The 17889-nt window shown below is 69.5% G+C and carries 17 protein-coding genes; 9 read left to right on the top strand and 8 right to left on the bottom strand.

The features are described 5' to 3' along the window. The first annotated feature begins 3 nt into the window (after positions 1–3). From lptC to MKP05_RS00605, 8 genes are all read left to right on the top strand, one after another. Entirely contained in the window at positions 4–603 is a 600-nt protein-coding gene (lptC, locus tag MKP05_RS00640) for an LPS export ABC transporter periplasmic protein LptC (protein WP_110281860.1), read from the top strand. Further along, positions 600–1127, top strand: coding sequence for a lipopolysaccharide transport periplasmic protein LptA (gene lptA / locus MKP05_RS00635; RefSeq protein WP_110281861.1), 528 nt, complete (start codon positions 600–602; stop codon positions 1125–1127). Before lptC ends, lptA begins: the two co-directional genes overlap by 4 nt. A gap of 8 nt (positions 1128–1135) precedes the next feature. After that, a complete protein-coding gene (gene lptB / locus MKP05_RS00630) occupies positions 1136–1861 on the top strand; it encodes an LPS export ABC transporter ATP-binding protein (RefSeq protein WP_110281862.1) in 726 nt (241 codons plus the stop codon). A 150-nt stretch (positions 1862–2011) separates the two neighbouring features. Beyond that, positions 2012–3424, top strand: coding sequence for an RNA polymerase factor sigma-54 (locus MKP05_RS00625; RefSeq protein ID WP_240566608.1), 1413 nt, complete (start codon positions 2012–2014; stop codon positions 3422–3424). A 248-nt stretch (positions 3425–3672) separates the two neighbouring features. After that, positions 3673–3981 carry a ribosome hibernation-promoting factor, HPF/YfiA family gene (gene hpf / locus MKP05_RS00620; RefSeq protein ID WP_110281864.1) on the top strand — a complete coding sequence of 103 codons (309 nt, stop codon included), beginning with the start codon at positions 3673–3675 and terminating at the stop codon, positions 3979–3981. Positions 3982–3987: 6 nt separating this feature from the next. Further along, the gene (gene ptsN / locus MKP05_RS00615) at positions 3988–4458 is read left to right on the top strand and encodes a PTS IIA-like nitrogen regulatory protein PtsN (RefSeq protein ID WP_110281865.1); all 471 of its coding nucleotides are present in this window, start codon (positions 3988–3990) and stop codon (positions 4456–4458) included. Positions 4459–4507: 49 nt separating this feature from the next. Further along, positions 4508–5428, top strand: coding sequence for an RNase adapter RapZ (gene rapZ, locus MKP05_RS00610; protein ID WP_240566607.1), 921 nt, complete (start codon positions 4508–4510; stop codon positions 5426–5428). Between the two features lie 3 nt (positions 5429–5431). Further along, positions 5432–5701, top strand: coding sequence for an HPr family phosphocarrier protein (locus tag MKP05_RS00605; protein ID WP_240566606.1), 270 nt, complete (start codon positions 5432–5434; stop codon positions 5699–5701). A gap of 49 nt (positions 5702–5750) precedes the next feature. Here the strand turns inward: MKP05_RS00605 and pmbA are convergent, their stop codons facing one another. Then, positions 5751–7091, bottom strand: coding sequence for a metalloprotease PmbA (gene pmbA, locus MKP05_RS00600; protein ID WP_240566605.1), 1341 nt, complete (start codon positions 7089–7091; stop codon positions 5751–5753). A gap of 117 nt (positions 7092–7208) precedes the next feature. On the opposite strand from pmbA, the gene yjgA reads away from it, so the two are divergent. Next, the gene (gene yjgA, locus MKP05_RS00595; RefSeq protein WP_110281869.1) at positions 7209–7739 is read left to right on the top strand and encodes a ribosome biogenesis factor YjgA; all 531 of its coding nucleotides are present in this window, start codon (positions 7209–7211) and stop codon (positions 7737–7739) included. A gap of 187 nt (positions 7740–7926) precedes the next feature. On the opposite strand, the gene tldD is transcribed toward yjgA, so the two are convergent. The 7 genes from tldD to MKP05_RS00560 all read right to left on the bottom strand — a co-directional run bounded on the left by tldD (position 7927) and on the right by MKP05_RS00560 (position 17841). Further along, positions 7927–9381 carry a metalloprotease TldD gene (tldD, locus tag MKP05_RS00590; RefSeq protein WP_240566604.1) on the bottom strand — a complete coding sequence of 485 codons (1455 nt, stop codon included), beginning with the start codon at positions 9379–9381 and terminating at the stop codon, positions 7927–7929. Beyond that, the gene (locus MKP05_RS00585) at positions 9378–13235 is read right to left on the bottom strand and encodes a YhdP family protein (protein ID WP_240566603.1); all 3858 of its coding nucleotides are present in this window, start codon (positions 13233–13235) and stop codon (positions 9378–9380) included. The genes tldD and MKP05_RS00585 overlap by 4 nt, the downstream gene beginning before the upstream one ends. Positions 13236–13239: 4 nt before the next feature. Next, entirely contained in the window at positions 13240–14703 is a 1464-nt protein-coding gene (gene rng / locus MKP05_RS00580) for a ribonuclease G (protein WP_240566602.1), read from the bottom strand. Between the two features lie 34 nt (positions 14704–14737). Beyond that, entirely contained in the window at positions 14738–15337 is a 600-nt protein-coding gene (locus tag MKP05_RS00575; RefSeq protein ID WP_240566601.1) for a Maf family protein, read from the bottom strand. Positions 15338–15347: 10 nt separating this feature from the next. Beyond that, entirely contained in the window at positions 15348–15836 is a 489-nt protein-coding gene (gene mreD / locus MKP05_RS00570; RefSeq protein WP_240566600.1) for a rod shape-determining protein MreD, read from the bottom strand. After that, on the bottom strand, positions 15836–16720 hold the full coding sequence (mreC, locus tag MKP05_RS00565) for a rod shape-determining protein MreC (RefSeq protein ID WP_240566599.1): 885 nt from the start codon (positions 16718–16720) through the stop codon (positions 15836–15838). Before mreC ends, mreD begins: the two co-directional genes overlap by 1 nt. A gap of 83 nt (positions 16721–16803) precedes the next feature. After that, complete coding sequence (locus MKP05_RS00560; protein WP_110281876.1) at positions 16804–17841, bottom strand: rod shape-determining protein; 1038 nt, start codon at positions 17839–17841, stop codon at positions 16804–16806. Positions 17842–17889: the final 48 nt, after the last annotated feature.

Raw genomic sequence — 17889 nt, 5'->3', positions numbered from 1 at the left:
GCCATGGCGCTGCGCCTGCCGCGACCGTCATTCCGGGTCTGGCTGTTCCTGCTGCTGCTGGTGCTCGGCGGCGTACTCGCCCTGCTCGACCAGCGCGCCTCCCGGGAGCCGGGGCCGGTGCCGCGCGACGAGGCCGGCGAACCGGACTACTACCTCGAAGGGGTTCGCCTGACGCGCTTCGACGCCGAGGGCCGGGCACACCAGCGCCTGGACACCCCGCGCCTGGTGCATACGCCCCACGACGATGTCACCCGCCTGCAGGCCCCGGCAGCCCGGCTGATCGACACCTCGGGGCGCACCTGGTTCGGCCATGGCGCCGTCGGCACCCTGGGCGCCGACGGCAACCCCCTCACCCTGTCCGGCGACGCCCGCCTGCGCGCCCCCGCGGAGCGCTGGCAGCTCGACACCGACATCCTGCACTTCGATGCCGACACCGGCCACGCCTGGAGCGAGACCGCGGCGCTGCTGCAGCAGCCGCCCCAACGCATGCGCGGTGAGCGCTTCGACGCCTGGATCCATGACAATCGCGTCCGCCTGACCGACAATGTTCGCGGCCACCATCCGCCCGAGACGCCCCCCACCGACGAGGACCCCGAGCCATGACGCAACAGTCCCCTGCCTCCCTGCTGGCCCCGGCACTGCTCGGACTGGCGCTCACGGTCCTGGCCACCCCCCCGGCGCTGGCCCTCGAGGGCGACGCCAGCGCCCCCATCGAGGTGGAGGCGAACCAGCTCGATCTCGACGACCGCGCCGGCACCGCCGTCTATACCGGGGAGGTGGACATCCGCCAGGGCAGCATGCGACTGACCGGTGACCGGGTCGAGATCCGCCGCAACGAGGCAGGCGAACTCTCCCACGCCATCGCCACCGGCGAGCGTGCCTACATCGAGCAGCAGCCCGCGCCGGACGAGCCGCTCGTGCGCGGCTGGGGGCGCACCATCGTCTACTACGTCGCCGAGCGGCGGGTGGAGCTGATCGACCGTGCCGAGCTGCACCAGGCCGGCGACACCTTCGATGGCGGCTATCTGGAGTATTTCCTCGATCGTCGCGTGGTCCAGGCCCGCTCCGAGGCCGAGGGCGTCCAGGAGCGCCAGCGCGTGCGCATGACCCTGCAGCCCGAGCAGTAAGGGACGACATGAAGACACTCCGCGCCAGCCATCTGGCCAAGAGCTACAAGCGCCGCCGCGTGGTGCAGGACATCAGCCTCGCCATCGGTCAGGGCAGCATCGTCGGCCTGCTCGGCCCCAACGGCGCCGGCAAGACCACCTCCTTCTACATGATCGTCGGCCTGGTGCGTGCCGATGTCGGCGAGGTGCACATCGACGACCGGGACCTGACGCGAGCGGCAATGCACGAGCGGGCCCGGGCCGGCATCGGCTACCTGCCCCAGGAGGCCTCGATCTTCCGCAAGCTCTCGGTGGCCGACAACATCATGGCGATCCTCGAGACCCGCAAGGATCTCGACCGCGCCGGCCGCCGCGCCCGACTCGAGCAGCTGCTCGAGGACTTCCATGTCACCCATATCCGCGACAACCTCGGCATGAGCCTCTCCGGCGGCGAACGGCGGCGGGTGGAGATCGCCAGGGCGCTGGCCACGGAGCCCGCCTTCATCCTGCTCGATGAGCCCTTTGCCGGGGTCGACCCCATCTCGGTGGGCGAGATCAAGAGTATCATCCGCCAGCTGAAGGCCCGTGATATCGGCGTGCTGATCACCGACCATAATGTGCGCGAGACCCTCGACATCTGCGACACCGCCTACATCGTCGGCGACGGCCGAATCATCGCCGAAGGCGATGCCGAGGCGATCCTGGCCAACCAGCGGGTACGGGAAGTGTACCTCGGCGAGGATTTCCGCCTCTGAGCACCGGAACCGCAACTTTCTGATATAAAGGCCATTGTTACAAATAGGCACACTAATTGCCAATGGCACGCTTATTGCTAATAAAAGCCTTGCAAGACGACCGACAGCGGACTAGGGTGGAGGTTTTCGGCGAATGAGCACACACCTCTCATGGCCATGAAAGCATCTCTGCAACTGCGCGTCGGTACCCAACTGACCATGACACCTCAGTTGCAGCAGGCCATCGCCCTGCTGCAACTCTCCACCCTGGACCTGCGCCAGGAGATCCAGCAGGCCCTGGAAGCGAACCCCATGCTGGAGCTCGACGACGGCTTCGGCGAGCAGGCGGCGAGTGAGACGCCCGCTGACGACTGGGCCAGCGAGATCCCCAGCGAACTCTCCGTCGACAGCGACTGGTCGGACACCTATCAAGACCTGGGCGCCCCCGCCGGTGGCGGCGAGGGCCCTGACTTCGAACGCCAGGCCGAGGGCCAGAGCCTCCAGAGCCATCTCGCCTGGCAGTTGGCGATGACCGACCTGGACGAGCGCCAGCGGCACATCGCCGAGAGCCTGATCGACGCCGTGGACGGCGCCGGCTACCTGACCCAGCCGCTCGACGAATTGCGCGACGGGCTCAGGGGCCAGGGGCTCGAGGGCCTCAAGAGCCGCGAGGTGGAGCAGGTACTGCTGCGCCTGCAACAGTTCGAACCGACCGGCATCTTCGCCCGGGACCTGCGTGAATGCCTGATGCTGCAACTCGCCGCCCTGCCCGACGATACCCCGCTGCTGCCCCAGGCCCGCCGCCTGGTCCGCCAGTTCCTCGAGGCGCTGGCCGCCGATGACCGCCGCCTGCTCAGGCGACGCCTCGGCCTCGACGACGATGCCCTCGACGCGGTGACCGCCCTGGTCCGCTCGCTGGACCCGAGACCCGGCAGCCGCTATTCGGAATCCGCCAGCGACTACGTCATTCCCGATCTGGTCGCCCGTCACGACAGCCGCGGCTGGCAGGTGGAGCTCAATCCCGAGGCCCTGCCGCGGCTGCGCATCCAGCCCGACTATGCGGCACTGATTCGCCGCGCCGACAAGAGCCAGGACAACCAGTTCCTCAAGGATCACCTGCAGGAGGCGCGCTGGCTGATGAAGAGCCTGTCCAGCCGCAACGATACCCTGCTACGGGTGGGGCGCGAGATCATGGCGCGCCAGCTCGACTTCCTCGAGCAGGGCGAGGAGGCGATGAGGCCATTGATACTGGCCGATATCGCCCAGGCCGTGGAGATGCACGAGTCGACCATCTCACGGGTCACCACCCAGAAGTTCATCCATACCCCGCGCGGGGTCTTCGAGCTGAAGTACTTCTTCTCCAGCCAGGTCAGCAACGGCGATGGCGACGCCCACTCGAGCACGGCGATTCGCGCCCGCATCCGCAAGCTGATCCAGGAGGAACCACCACGCAAGCCGCTCTCCGACAGCAGGCTGGTGGCACTGCTCGAGGAGGCCGGCATCAGCGTCGCGCGCCGGACTATTGCCAAGTACCGGGAAGCGATGGGCATCCCCTCCTCCAGCGAGCGCAAGCGGCTGAGGTGAGAAGGGGACGGCGACGACCATTGCGCTCTCCAAGGTTCACCCGGGAAGCGATGGGCATCCCCTCCTCCAGCGAGCGCAAGCGGCTGAGGTGAGGCATCGACAGCGCCCGGAGCGCCCGCCACCAGTGGGTTTCCGGGCGCTGTCGCGGCATGCGCCAGGCGTTGCGGGCGTCGCCCTTCACGGGGGGTTTGCATGGCAGGAAAAAGGGTTACAATCGAGGCACCAATCGAAGGACGAAGGAGCGTGTCATGCAAGTCAACATCACCGGCCATCATGTGGAACTGACCGACGCCCTGCGTGACTATGTGAGCGAGAAGCTCACTCGCGTGGAACGCCACTATGACAACATCACCACCGTGCAGGTAACGCTCTCCGTCGAGAAGGCCCGCCAGCAGGCCGCCTGCACCCTGCATGCCGCCGGTGCCGATCTGCACGCCGAGGCCATGGACGGTGACATGTACGCCGCCATCGACGCCCTCGCCGACAAGCTGGACCGCCAGCTGGTCAAGCACAAGGAGAAGGTCCAGGCCCGCGCCCAGGGCGCCGGCGCCCGCTGATCCATCATGACACTCGAAGCCATCCTGCCCCCCGAGCGCACCCTCTTCGGCGTGCCCGGGGGGAGCAAGAAGCGGGTCCTGGAGTTCTTCAGCACCTTCATCGCCCAGAACACCCCGAGCCTCGACAGCCAGGAAGTCTTCGGCCGCCTGATCGGCCGCGAACGGCTGGGCAGCACGGGCATCGGCAACGGCGTCGCCATTCCCCATGCCCGCGACCCGCACTGCAAGGCACCCATTGCCGGCTTCCTGAAACTGGCCGAACCGATCGACTTCGACGCCATCGATGGCGAACCGGTGGACCTGATCTTCGTGCTGCTGGTGCCGGAAGAGGCAGACGATGCCCACCTCGCGCTGCTGGCCCAGGTCGCCGGCGTGATGAACGATGCCGAGACCCGGGGCCGGCTGCGCAAGAGCGCGAGCCAGCGCGAACTTCATGAACGACTCATCGAGGCGATCCGACGACAATCCTCGGGCTGATCGCCCCTCACCGGGCCACCCGGCCAGCCACACGACCAGGAGACCCGCCATGCAGCTCGTGATCATCAGCGGCCGATCCGGCTCAGGCAAGTCGATCGCACTGCAGGCGCTCGAGGATCTCGGCTACTACGCCATCGACAACCTGCCGGCCATGCTGCTCGGCCCGCTGGTGGACGAACTCAGCAGCGACCACTCCCTCCACACCTCGATCGCGGTGAGCATCGACGCCCGCAACCTGCCCCATGCGCTGGAACGCTTTCCCAGCCTGCTGGAGGAGGTCCGCGCGCGCGGGATCGACGGCCAGGTGATCTACCTCACCACCGACGCCCGCATCCTGCTCGAGCGCTACTCGGAAACCCGCCGGCGCCACCCGCTGACGCGCGACAGCGACATGACCCTGGCCGAGGCGATCGACTCCGAGGAGACGGCGCTGGCCGAGATCCGCGACCTGGCCGACCTGGTGATCGATACCTCACGGCTCTCGGTGCACGAGCTGCGCCGGCGCATCAGCGATCAGGTGGCCCACCACCGGGCCGACCAGCTGACCCTGACCGTGGAGTCCTTCGGCTTCAAGCGCGGCGTGCCCCTCGACGCCGATATCGTCTTCGATGCCCGCTGCCTGCCGAACCCCTACTGGGATCCCCGGCTGCGCCAGGACACCGGTCGCGATGCCTCGATCATCGAGTTCCTCGACGGCTACCCCGTCGTCGGCGAGATGCATGACGACATCCTGGCCTGGGTGGAGCGCTGGCTGCCGGCCTACCAGGCCAGCCATCGAAGCTACCTGACCGTGGCCATCGGCTGCACCGGCGGCCAGCACCGCTCGGTCTACCTGGCTGAACGACTGGCCCGGCAGCTCGCCGGGCATTGCCCCAGCGTGCGACTGCGCCATCGGGAACTGGGCATCCACAACATCCTCCCCCGGCAGTCGGAGCCGCCACGGGCCGAGAACGACGACGAAGGAAGCTGAGGCGTGCCGCAACGCAAGCTCACCCTGACCAATCGGCGTGGCCTGCATGCCCGTGCCGCCACCAAGCTCGTGCAGTGCTGCCAGCCCTTCCAGGCCCGGGTCACCGTGAGCCACGCCGGCCGCGACGCCGACGCCGCCAACATCATGTCGTTGCTGATGCTGGCCGCCCCCTGCGGCACCGAGCTGACCCTCGAGGCCGAGGGCGAAGACGCCGAGGCGGCGCTCGACGCCATCGAGGCACTCTTCGATGCCAGGTTCGAAGAGGATGCCTGACCCCTGTACGACGTAGGGACAGCGGCCAGGTGGGCACGGAAGACCGGCCTCAGCTGCCCGCCACCATCATCTCGTCGACGAGCCAGCTGCCGGTATGGATGCTGCCACGGGTGTCGATGTCGTCGCCGACTCCCGCCAGGCCCTTGAACATTCCCTCGAGATTGCCGGCAATGGTGAACTCCTCCACCGGGTGGCGGATCTCGCCATCCTCGACCCAGAAGCCGGCGGCACCGCGGGAGTAGTCGCCGGTCACGCCGTTGACCCCCTGTCCCATCAGCTCGGTGACCAGCACACCGCGTCCCATCCGGCGCAGCAGCGCCTCCTGGCTCTCCAGAGGGGCGGTGATACGCAGGTTACGTGCGCCGCCGGCGTTGCCGGTGGTCTGCAGGCCAAGGCGCCTCGCGCTGTAGGCCGAGAGCATGTAGCTGGCCAGGCGCCCACGGTCGACGAAGACGTTGTCACGGGTCTGGACCCCGTCGTTGTCGAAGGGGCTGCTGGCCATGGCGCCGCGCTCCATGGGCCGCTCGCCGAGGCTGAACCACTCGGGGAAGAGCGGGTCGCCCAGGCGGTCGCAGAGGAAGGAGGCCTGGCGGTAGAGGGCGCCGCCGGCGATGGCGCTCATCATGTGCCCCACCAGCCCGCTGGCGAGGGTCGGATCGAACAGCACCGGCAGGCGTCCGGTGGTCGGGCGCCGGGCGCCGAGGCGTCGCAGGGTCCGCCGCGCCGCGCTCTCGCCCACCACCTCGGGCGCCTGGAGGTCGCCGGGGTCGCGCGCACTGGTGTAGTCGTAGTCGCGCTGCATGCCGCTGGCATCCTCGGCGATCAGCATGCAGGAGAGCGAATGGCGACTGCCGCGCTGGCTGCCGAGGAAACCATGGCTGTTGGCGTAGACCCGCACGCCCTCGCCGCTGGAGAGCGAGGCGCCGTCGGAGCTGCGGATCCCCGCCATGCCGCGCCCGGCGGCCTCGCAGGCCAGCGCCAGCTCGATGGCGCGGTCGGTGGTCAGGTCCCAGGGGTGGTGGACATCGAGATCGGGCAGCTCGCGCGCCATGAGCTCGGCGTCGGCCAGCCCCGAGGCCGGGTCCTCACCGGTATGGCGCGCAATCGCCAGCGCCTTCTCCACCGCCGCGCGGATCGAGGCCTCGCCGGCATCGCTGGACGAGGCACTGCCCTTGCGCGACCCGACATAGACGGTCACCGCGATGCCCTGGTCACGAGAGAGTTCGACGGTCTCCACTTCCCCCTCGCGCACGCTGATGCCGATCCCCTGGTCGACGCTGGCCCCGACCTCGCAGGCGTCGGCCCCCTGCCGCCTGGCCAGCTCGAGCGCCGCCTCGGCGCGGGTTTCCAGCAGCGCCTGCTGGGCGGCGGCATCGAAAGCCTGTGTCATGCGATTCTCCTCGTCGACCGGCCCCGCGGGCCGGTGGTCATTCATGATGCATTGCACAGCCCGCCGCTGCGGGCTGATATACTATCGGCCATCCCGACCTCAACCGATGGAAGCGGCATGTCCCAGGAATCCTCTCGTGAGCTGCTTGCGCAGATCACCCAGTCGGCCGACGAACCGCCCAGCAAGTCGCAGCTCAAGCGCGAGATGCACGCCCTGCAGGCCCTCGGCGAGCAGATCATCGCCATGAGCGAGGCCGAGCGCGCCCGCTTCCCCCTCTCCGACGACCTGCTCGCCGCCGTGGAGGAGACCTCGCGGATCCGCTCCCACGAGGGACGCCGGCGGCACATGCAGTACGTCGGCAAGCTGATGCGCCGCGAGGACCTCGCCGCCATCCAGGCGGTGTTCGACGAGGTCGAGCAGGAGAAGCTCCGGCGCGACCACGCCTTCCACCGCCTCGAGAAGTGGCGCGACCGGCTCATCGAGGAGGGCGATACCGCCGTCGAGCCCTTCATCGCGGAGTTCCCCGCCGTCGACCGCCAGGCCCTGCGCCAGCTGATCCGCAATGCCCGCCGCGAACGCGAGCTAGGCAAGCCGCCGACCAATGCCCGCCGGCTGTTCCGCCTGATTCGCGATACCGCGGGGCTGTAGACCTGGCACCTGCCCGAGCGCATGGCTCTCGTGCCCTTACACTGCCCATGTTGACGGCATGGCCACTATGGGGTCAGACCCCAGCCAAGCCATCATGCCTGTCGTGGCGCTCCTCTCTCGCCGAGGCAGTCCCCGCCGGGGTCTGACCCCATAGGGACCGCCGACGCCGGCGGCCCTACACAACGCCTCAGGACTGGGTGCCTCCCACCGTCAGCTCATCGAGCTTCAGCGTCGGCTGGCCGACGCCCACCGGCACGCCCTGCCCCTCCTTGCCGCAGACCCCGATACCGGTGTCCAGTTCCAGGTCGTGGCCGATCATCGACACCCGGCCCATGGCTTCCGGGCCGTTGCCGATCAGGGTCGCCCCCTTGACCGGCGCGGTGATCCTGCCGTCCTCGATCAGGTAGGCCTCGCTGGCCGAGAAGACGAACTTGCCCGAGGTGATGTCCACCTGGCCGCCACCGAAGCTCACCGCGTAGAGCCCCCGCTTCACGCTGCGCAGGATCTCGTCCGGGTCGTCCCGCCCCGCCAGCATGTAGGTGTTGGTCATGCGCGGCATCGGCAGGTGGGCGAAGGATTCGCGCCGGGCGTTGCCGGTGGGCGCCATGCCCATCAGCCGGGCATTGAGCTTGTCCTGCATGTAGCCGGTGAGGATGCCGTCCTCGATCAGGGGGGTGCACTGCCCCGGGGTGCCCTCGTCGTCGATGCTCATGGAGCCGCGTCGATCGGCCAGGGTGGCGTCGTCGACCACGGTGACGCCCGGCGAGGCGACCCGCTGACCCATGCGGCCGGCGAAGGCGGAGCTCCCCTTGCGGTTGAAGTCGCCCTCCAGGCCGTGGCCCACCGCCTCGTGGAGCAGGATGCCCGGCCAGCCCGGTCCCAGCACCACCGGCAGCTGGCCGGCCGGCGCATCGACCGCTTCCAGGTTGACCAGCGCCTGGCGCACCGCCTCCCTGGCGTAGCGCTCGGCGACATTCTCGTCGCGCAGTCGCGACATGGAGTAGCGTCCGCCCCCCCCGGCGCTGCCACGCTCGCGGCGGCCGTTCCTGACCGCAATGACACTGACGTTGAAGCGCACCAGCGGGCGGATGTCCGCCGCCAGGGTCCCGTCGCTGGCCCGCACCAGCACCACCTCGTGCACCCCGGTGAGCGAGGCGCTGACCTGAGCCACGGCGGGATCGGCCGCCCGTGCCATCCGGTCGGCCTGCTTGAGCATGGCGATCTTCTCCTCGGCGGACAGGCCGGAGAGCGGGTCCACGCCGCCGTAACGGCTGTCTCCCTGCACCGCCACCCGGGGGGCGACCGCGAGGCGGCTGCCGCTGCGCACGATGCCGGCGGCGGTGTGTCCGGTCTCGGCCAGTGCCTCGCGGGTGATCTGGTTGGAGTAGGCGAAGCCGGTCTTCTCGCCGGCCATGGCGCGCACCCCGACACCGCCGTCGATGTTGTAGCTCGCCTCCTTGACCTCGCCGTCCTCGAGCACCCAGCCCTCGTGCCAGCTGCGCTGGAAGTAGAGGTCGGCGTAGTCGATGCCCGGGCCCAGGGCATGCCCCAGGCCCGCGTCCAGGGCACCGATATCCAGCCCGCCCGGGGCGAGCAGGATGTCGGCGGCGTCTTCGAGCAGGGAGTGATGGCGTGATGTCATTCGGCACTTTCCACGGATATCTGGGGCGAGGTCCAGGGGCCCCGCACGCGGTAATGAACTCGGGTCACCCGGTCGAGGGCATCGCCGAACAGACGGTCGGCGATGAACAGGGCACCGCCGACCAGCGGCGCGCCGGCAATCACGGCGGCCAGCGGCAGGTTGCGGCTCACCGGCAGAGTGACGCCCAGGCGCTGGTCGAGTTCCCGCCGCACCAGGTTCACGCTGCCCTCCAGGGTGAAGAAGGTGGCTGGCCCTTCGACCTCCACCGGCCCCCGAGTCTCGAGAATTCCACCATACAGGGTCGCGGCGCCGGTGACACTGTCGAAGGCGGTGCCCTGGCCGGTGACATCGGAGAAATCGAGCCGCAGGCGACGCACCAGGTTGTCGACGTTGAGCAGCCCCACCAGGCGCGCCGAGGGCGACTCGATGTTGACGAAGCGCCCGTCGCGCAGCCGCACCTCGATGCTGCCGCGGGAGCGCTCCAGGGCGAACTGCCAGGGCGCGCCGGGCCAGGCGAGCTGGCTGGTGACGTGGGTCTCGCGGTTGCGGATCGCCACCGGTTGACCGAGCCGCTCCAGCGCGGTGCCGAGGTCGCGGCCATCCAGGTCGAGCCGTGCCCGGCTCAGGCTGTTGGCGGGGCCGGCGGCCTCCCAGATCAGCTCGCCCCGCGCCGAGACCTCGCCCAGGGTCAGCCCCAGAGGCGCGATGGTCAACCGCTCGGGCGTCGCCCGCCAGCGGGTCGTGAGCGGGCCGAAGCGTCGCCCCCGATACTCGATGTCGGCGACACGCAAGCGGCCGGCGGGCAACTGCTCGACCCAGTCCGGGAACGGCTCCAGCTCCGTCAGCGTGGCAGCCTCGCCCAGCCGCGACTCGCTGTCGCCGGCCTCGTGGATCAGGCCATCCAGGGTCAAACGCCTCAGCGCGACATCCAGGGGCTCGGCAAGTTGTGGCCGATAGTCGAGCTGTCCCTCGACCAGGCTGCCGTCCAGCGCCAGCCGCCAGCCGCCGCCACGCTGGGGCCGTCCGTCGAGATAGAACGAGCCCAGGCAGCGCCCCTCATGTTCCAGACAGCTGGTCTCGAGCTCGAGGCCCCCCAGGGTCTCGACGAGCCCATCGCCGGCTCCGTCTCCCCGGCCGACATCCAGCGCCGCGAGCGCCTCGCCCCAGGCGGCCAGATCGAGCCGCGGCTGGTAGGCCTGCACCCACCAGCCCTCGCTTTCCGGCCAGGTCGCGCCCGGCGAACGACCGAGCCAGACCTGGCCCTGGCCAACCTCCGACCCGGCGAGTTCCCGCCAGCGCAGGTTCAACTGCTCCCCCAGGCGGCCCTCGAGCCGGCCGCCGGTCAGGTCCATGTCGAGCCGCAGTGGCTGGCGCGGCGCGGCCCCCTTGCCCAGCGGTGCCGGCAAGGCGATGCCCAGTCCCTCGAGCGAACTCGACAGGCTCAGCGTGCTGGCCTGTTCGCCGATCGCCAGGCGCCCCTGCCAGGCGAACTGGCCCTCGAGCAGGCGGTCGAGGGCGGCCGCTCCGGACCAGCTTGCCAGGTCGGCGGCCACGGCGGTGCCGGCCAGGTCGAGGCCACCGGCCAGGGTGTCGATCTCGGCGCGCACCGGCCCACCGAGCAGCCGGCCCTCGAGGCGCCCCTCGAGCCCCCCCTCCTCGCCGCGCTGGCGCCAGGCCAGCGGCCCGTCGAGATCGCTGAAGACCAGCGCCAGCGGGCGGTACTCCAGCCGATCAAAGGCGGCGTCGGTGTCGATATCGAGCGCCAGCGCCTCGGGCTCGCCCAGCGCCAGCGCCAGCGCCAGCCGGCCCGCGGCACCACCCTCGCCCTGCCACGCCTCCACCGCCTCGATGCCTTCCACCGGCATCGCCAGCAGGTAGCGACGCAGCGCCTCGGCCGAGGCCTCGAGTTCGCCGCTCACCTCGAGGTGTTCATCGACCAGCGAGACCCGGCCGTCACGAGCCTCGACGCCGAGGCTCTCGGCCCGCGCCACGGTCGCTTCGAGCGTGGTGTCCTGCAGGGTCAGGCGACCCTCCAGCGCCTCCAGGGCCGGCCAGGCCGGCCCGAAGGGCAGCCGGCCTTGCTCGATGGTGAGCTCCAGGCCGAAGGAGGGAGCGACCCTGGCCGCGCCGCCGGCCAGCGGCACATGCAGCCGCAGCAAGCCCTCCGGCACACGCCCGGCCACTCCCGCACCCAGCCACTCGGTGAGCCCCTCGTCCATGATCTCGACCGGCAACCAGTCGAGCAGCGGGGTCTCGATGGCATCCACGTCGTGGAAGCCCAGCGTCAACCCGAAGCCACCGCGCTGCCCCCCGCCGACCGAGAGGCCGAAGCCGCCGCGGGCCTCGGCACCGTTCCAGCCCACCTCGAGATCACGACCGCTGACGAACCTGCGCGGCCCGTCGTAGGACCAGAGCACCTCGCCGCTGGCGTGGGAGAGCGTCATGGGGGCGGCAAAGACCTCGGGGAAGTGCAGCTCGGCGCCATCGCTGTCGACGAAGCTCACCTGGCCGCTCAGGTCCCGGGCCTCGACCCACATGTCGAACGGCCCCCCACCGGGGGCCTGCTTCCAGGGCGAGACCGCCACGTCCTGCAGCCCGGCCCGGGCCAGCCAGTGGCCATTCTCGCGCCCCAGTCCCAGCCCGGTCACGCGGCCACGGGGGGCCAGGGCGGCCACCACCCGCGACAGCGCCTCCGGCAGCGGCAGGCGGTCGCGCCAGGCGGCCAGCGAACCCAGTTCGAACTCGCTGGTATTGAGCCACCACCCGGCGTCGTTGCGGCGCAGGTGCCAGTAGGCCGGCAGGGCCGCCCCCTCCGCCTCGGCCAGCGCCTCCGGCGCGTTCCAGTCGGCGCTGCCGGCATCCCCTTCCAGCCAGGCCTCCCAGCCGTCATCGCGCCGCAGCCACTGGCCGCGGGCGTCGACATCCTCGAGCACGATGGTGCGCAGCTCGCCGTTGCGGTCATCATGACTCATCGCCAGTAGCGGCACGTCCAGGTCGAGGCGCGCATCGGCGAGACTGCCGCGATGCCAGCGCCCCCACAGTCGGGCGTCGCCGCTGGCCGCCTCGAGACGCAGGGGATCATTGCGCCCCAGCACCTCGGCCAGCCCCACCAGGCTGTCGAGGTTCATGTCGGCCTGCAGGGCGGCGCTGAAGTCGCGCAGCCCGGAGGGGCCGGGGACGAGCTCCAGCGCCGCCTGCATGGCGAGCTGCTCCCGGCCCTGCTCCTGATCCTCGAGGCGCACCTCACCCTCCAGGTGGGCATGGCGGTCGTCCCCGGTCAACAGCAACCGCGGTGCGTACAGCACCTCGCGCTGCTCCTGGCCATGCAACACCAGGCGCAGGTCATCGACCCAGGCGCGCTGTCGCAGCAGCAGCCCGACCAGGAAGTCGAGACGCTCCAGGTCGAACGCGACATCGGGCTCGAGTTCGGGGGGGAGTCGGGCCGGGTCGGGCCAGTGCCAGCGCCGCTGCTGATCCTGATAGAGGTGCAGGGTCACGCCCTGCAGGCGGGCATCCTCCACCACCGGCACGCCTTCGCGCAGGCTGGCCAGGGTATCCAGCCGCAAGCGACCGCCCTCGACCTCGATCAGCGGAGTGTGGCCGAGGCCCTCCCGGGAACGGACGGTCAGGCCGGAGAGCTCCAGCACCGGGTCGAGCCGGGCCAGGCGGGTGTCGAGCTCGTGGATCTGCACCACGGCACCGAAGCGTGACGAGAGCAGTGCCTCGAGCCGCGGCGTGAAGCCCTCGGCCAGGCCGAGGGCCAGGCGCAGCAGCACCAGCAACAGGGCCACCAGCGCCAGCAGCAATGCCGCCAGCGTCAGCACCCAGCGCGACAGCAGGCGAATCCGGGGCATGGGCTTACATCAGCACGATGTCGTACTGCTCCTGGGAATAGTGGATCTCGACCTGGAAGCGAATGGTCTTGCCGATGAAGGCCTCCAGGTCGGCCACCGCCGCCGACTCCTCGTCGAGCAGTCGGTCGACCACCGACTGCGACGCCAGCACCATGTAGGTCTCGGGGCCATAGGCACGCTCCTCGCGCAGGATCTCGCGGAATATCTCGTAACACACGGTCTCCGGGGTCTTCAGGGTGCCGCGCCCGTGGCAGGTCGAGCAGGGCTCGCAAAGCGTCTGCTCGAGGCTCTCGCGGGTACGCTTGCGCGTCAACTGGACCAGCCCCAGCTCGGTCACCCCGGTGCACTTGGTCTTGGCGTGATCCCGCTCCAGTGCCTTCTCCAGCACCCGCAGTACCTGACGCTGGTGCTCCGGGTCCTCCATGTCGATGAAGTCGAGGATGATGATGCCGCCCAGGTTGCGCAGGCGCAGCTGCCGGGCGATGGCGGTGGCCGCCTCGAGGTTGGTCTTGAAGATCGTCTCCTCGAGGTTACGATGCCCCACGTAGCCGCCGGTGTTGACGTCGATGGTGGTCATCGCCTCGGTGGGGTCGATGACCAGGTAGCCCCCCGACTTCAGCTGCACCTTGCGCCCCAGCGCCTTCTGGATCTCGTCCTCGACGCTGTAGAGGTCGAAGATCGGGCGCTCGCCGGCATAGTGCTCGATACGCTCCACCGAATCGGGCATGAACTCCTCGGCGAACTCGACCAGCTTGACGTAGTTCTCCCGGGAGTCGATGCGCACCTTCTCGATCTCGTCGCGCATCACGTCGCGCAGGGTACGCATGAACAGCGGCAGGTCATCGTAGATCACGCTGGGCGCGGGCGCGGTGACCTTGCGCTCGCTCACCTTGCGCCACAGCCGCAGCAGGAAGTGCATGTCGCTGGTGAGTTCCTCCTCCCCCACCCCCTCGGCGGCGGTGCGCACGATGAAGCCCCCGCTGACCTCCAGCTGCTGTTCCGCCTGGGCCTCCTCGAGCACGGCGCGCAACCGTTCGCGCTCGCGCTCGTCTTCGATGCGCTGGGACACCCCGTGGTGGGGCGAGTCGGGCATGTAGACCAGGTAGCGGGAGGGCACCGAGAGGTGGGTGGTCAACCGCGCGCCCTTGGACCCGATGGGGTCCTTGGTCACCTGCACCACCAGGGCCTGTCCTTCATGGAGCAGCTGACCGATGGCGACCTGCTCCTCGGCGGGGGTGCCCGGCGGCATCACCTCATGGGCATGGATGAAGGCGGCGCGGTCCAGGCCGATGTCGACGAAGGCCGCCTGCATGCCGGGCAGCACGCGCACCACCCGGCCCTTGTAGATGTTGCCGACGATGCCCCGGCGTCGCGAGCGCTCGATGAAGGCCTCCTGCAGCACGCCGTTCTCCACCACGGCCACTCGGGTTTCCATCGGCGTCAGGTTGATGAGTACTTCACCGCTCATGCGGAAATCCTTGTCCGGAAATAATCTGAAAACATTATGACATAGCCCCGTCCTGGAAAGCCCCGCTCCAGAGCGGCACGCCCTGTCGCCTCAGCAGGGCCGCCGTCTCGAACAGCGGCAGCCCCACCACCGCCGAATGGCTGCCCTCGATGCGCTCGACGAAGACCGCCGCGAGCCCCTGGATGGCATAACCGCCGGCCTTGTCGGCGGGCTCCCCGGTGGCCCAGTAGGCGTCGATCTCGGCCTCGCCGATCTCGCGCATGACGACCCGGGTCGACACCCAGACGTCGAGCAGGCCGGCGGGGCCCGTCACCGCCGCGGCGGTGAGCACCTGGTGGTCGCGTCCCGACAGCGAGCGCAGCATGGCGGCGGCGTGTTCACGGTCGCGGGGCTTGCCGAGGATCGCGCCGTCGCGCACCACCGCGGTGTCGGCACCCAGGGTCGGCAGCGGCGAGCGCCGCGCCCCGGCCAGGGCCTTGGCACGGGCCAGGCGCGTCACGTAATCGACGGCCGCCTCCCCGGGCCGTGGCGTCTCGTCGACGTCCACCGGGCATACTTCGACCCGCACACCGATCGAGGCGAGCAACTCGCAGCGGCGAGGCGAAACCGACGCCAGGCAGAGATCAGCGGTCACGCAGCCTCCCTCACTCTCTCGCCAGCCGGCGGCCCAGTGCCTCGAACAGCGTGGTCAGCCAGGGCCAGAGCACCGCGCCGATCAGCGAGGGCAGCAGGAACGACAGATGGATGGAGAAGGGCCCCAGCAGGGTGCGCAGCCACTGCTCGGCGAGTTGCACGGTGCCGAGCAGGACGAAGATCAGCACCGCCTGCTGAAGCAGCGAATAGGCCCGGAAGCGCGGATAGACCAGCGCGCAGAGAAAGGCCAGCAGCGACAGGATCAGGGCGTTCTGCCCCAGCGTCACCCCCTCGATCAGGTCGAGCAGAATGCCGAGCACGAAGCCGTGCAGCACGCCGACCCTGAGCGGCGCCTTCATGCACCAGTAGATCAGCATCAGCCCCAGCCAGTCGGGGCGCCAGATCTGCCAGCCATCGGCCAGCGGCATCACCTGCAGGCAGAGTGCCAGCAGCAGGGTCAGCCAGATCCAGAGCAGGCTGGCGGATGACGACGTGGCCATCAGGGCTCCTCCTCGTCGCTGGGTATTCCGACCAGCCGGCGGGCCGCTTCCCTCGCCTCCTCGGAGAGCTCCAGCTCCCAGCCACCCTCTCCCGGCATCGGCGCCGGGGGCGGCGGGAACAGCAGCAGGAAGTGGCGCGAGCGCTGCAGCTGCGCCACCGGGGTAGCGGTGACCCGGGCGAAGGGCTGGCCGGGATCGTGGACCACCTCGGCGACCCGTGCCACCGGGTAGCCGGCGGGGAAACGGCCGGCCAGCCCCGAGGTGACCAGCAGGTCGCCCTCGCGGATATCGGCGGTATCGGGCACGTGCAGCACGTTCAGGCCGTTGTAGTGGCCGGAGCCCTGGACGATGAAGCGCAAGCCGTTGCGGTTGACCTGCACCGGCAGGGCATGGCTGGCATCGGCCAGCAGCAGCACCCGGCTGGAGTAGGCCGACACCGCGGTGATCTGGCCGACCAGCCCCGAGGCATCCATCACCGGCTGCCCCACATAGGTACCGTTGCGTCGCCCGCGGTCGATCACCATCTGCTGGGAGAAGGGGTCGGCGTCCAGCGACAGCAGTTCGGCGGTGATGAAGGGCACATCGTTCTGGCTGGCCGCCGACAGCAGCTCGCGCAGGCGCACGTTCTCGGCGGTCAGACTGGCCATGCGCTGCACCCGATGCGAGAGGGTCAGGATCTGCTCGCGCAGTCGACGATTCTCGTCCACCAGCGCACGCTGGTCGGAGAGCGCCAGCGAGCCCCAGTTGAGGACGTCGCTGGGTACGCTGACCACCCACTGGATGGGCGCCACCAGGGTGGAGAGCTGGGCACGGACGTTCTCCATGCGTGTAAAGCGCATATCGACGAACATCAGCGCGGACGCCGCCAACGCGCACAGCAGCATGCGATAGACGGGCAGCGGTCCGTGCGAGAACAGCGGTTTAATAATCGTCCCCCCCGCACCTGGCCTGCGACCTGCTCAGAGCATCAGTCGCTGGACAGCAGCTCGAAGGTATGCTGGTCGATCATCTCCAGGGCCTTGCCGCCGCCCCGCGCCACGCAGGTCAGCGGGTCCTCGGCGACGATCACCGGCAACCCGGTCTCCTCGGCGATCAGCTTGTCCAGGTCGCGCAGCAGCGCGCCGCCACCGGTCAGCACCAGGCCCCGCTCGGCGATGTCGGAGGCCAGCTCGGGTGGTGACTGCTCGAGGGCGTTCTTCACCGCCGTGACGATGGAAGCCAGCGTCTCCTGCAGGGCATCGAGAATCTCGTGGGAATTGAGGGTGAAGCTGCGCGGAATCCCCTCCGCCAGGTTACGGCCACGCACGTCGATCTCGCGCAGCTCGCCGCCCGGGTAGGCGCAGCCGATCTCCTCCTTGATGCGCTCGGCCGTGGCCTCGCCGATCAGGCTGCCGTAGTGGCGTCGCACGTAGGCGGTGATTGCCTCGTCGAAGCGGTCGCCGCCGACACGGATCGACTCGGAATAGACGATGCCATTGAGCGAGATGATGGCGATCTCGCTGGTACCGCCACCGATGTCCACCACCATCGAGCCCTGGGCCTCCTCCACAGGCAGCCCGGCACCGATGGCCGCCGCCATGGGCTCCTCGATCAGGAACACCTCACGGGCCCCGGCACCTTCGGCCGACTCCTTGATGGCGCGACGCTCGACCTGGGTCGACATGCAGGGCACGCAGACCAGTACCCGCGGGCTCGGGGTCAGGAAGGTGCTCTGGTGCACCTTGCGGATGAAGTGCTGGAGCATCTGCTCGGTGACGGTGAAGTCGGCGATCACCCCGTCCTTCATCGGGCGGATGGCGGTGATGTTTCCGGGGGTACGGCCCAGCATGCGCTTGGCATCGGAACCGACCGCGGCCACGCTGCGCATGTTGCCGGACTGGCGGATCGCCACGACCGAAGGCTCATCGAGCACGATGCCGCGACCGCGCACGTAAATCAGCGTATTGGCCGTGCCCAGGTCGATCGACAGATCGCTGGAGAACAGCCCCCTCAAGCGTTTGAACATGGAAGTCGTTACCTAGTGCAGTCCGGGAACCCTATGCGGATGCAAACG

It is taken from the genome of Halomonas flagellata (assembly GCF_022487945.1).
In the GTDB taxonomy this organism is placed as follows: domain Bacteria; phylum Pseudomonadota; class Gammaproteobacteria; order Pseudomonadales; family Halomonadaceae; genus Halomonas; species Halomonas flagellata.
This window is presented reverse-complemented; position numbering and strand designations above follow the sequence as displayed.

What these genes read in the sequence shown, in the direction of transcription:
- yjgA (WP_110281869.1), top strand. Translation starts at nt 7,209, where the DNA reads ATGTCCCAGGAATCCTCTCGTGAGCTGCTTGCGCAGATCACCCAGTCG.
- MKP05_RS00560 (WP_110281876.1), bottom strand. Translation starts at nt 17,841, where the DNA reads ATGTTCAAACGCTTGAGGGGGCTGTTCTCCAGCGATCTGTCGATCGAC.
- lptC (WP_110281860.1), top strand. Translation starts at nt 4, where the DNA reads ATGGCGCTGCGCCTGCCGCGACCGTCATTCCGGGTCTGGCTGTTCCTG.
- pmbA (WP_240566605.1), bottom strand. Translation starts at nt 7,091, where the DNA reads ATGACACAGGCTTTCGATGCCGCCGCCCAGCAGGCGCTGCTGGAAACC.
- tldD (WP_240566604.1), bottom strand. Translation starts at nt 9,381, where the DNA reads ATGACATCACGCCATCACTCCCTGCTCGAAGACGCCGCCGACATCCTG.
- mreD (WP_240566600.1), bottom strand. Translation starts at nt 15,836, where the DNA reads ATGGCCACGTCGTCATCCGCCAGCCTGCTCTGGATCTGGCTGACCCTG.
- MKP05_RS00585 (WP_240566603.1), bottom strand. Translation starts at nt 13,235, where the DNA reads ATGCCCCGGATTCGCCTGCTGTCGCGCTGGGTGCTGACGCTGGCGGCA.
- lptA (WP_110281861.1), top strand. Translation starts at nt 600, where the DNA reads ATGACGCAACAGTCCCCTGCCTCCCTGCTGGCCCCGGCACTGCTCGGA.
- rapZ (WP_240566607.1), top strand. Translation starts at nt 4,508, where the DNA reads ATGCAGCTCGTGATCATCAGCGGCCGATCCGGCTCAGGCAAGTCGATC.
- rng (WP_240566602.1), bottom strand. Translation starts at nt 14,703, where the DNA reads ATGAGCGGTGAAGTACTCATCAACCTGACGCCGATGGAAACCCGAGTG.
- hpf (WP_110281864.1), top strand. Translation starts at nt 3,673, where the DNA reads ATGCAAGTCAACATCACCGGCCATCATGTGGAACTGACCGACGCCCTG.
- ptsN (WP_110281865.1), top strand. Translation starts at nt 3,988, where the DNA reads ATGACACTCGAAGCCATCCTGCCCCCCGAGCGCACCCTCTTCGGCGTG.
- MKP05_RS00625 (WP_240566608.1), top strand. Translation starts at nt 2,012, where the DNA reads ATGGCCATGAAAGCATCTCTGCAACTGCGCGTCGGTACCCAACTGACC.
- mreC (WP_240566599.1), bottom strand. Translation starts at nt 16,720, where the DNA reads ATGCTGCTGTGCGCGTTGGCGGCGTCCGCGCTGATGTTCGTCGATATG.
- lptB (WP_110281862.1), top strand. Translation starts at nt 1,136, where the DNA reads ATGAAGACACTCCGCGCCAGCCATCTGGCCAAGAGCTACAAGCGCCGC.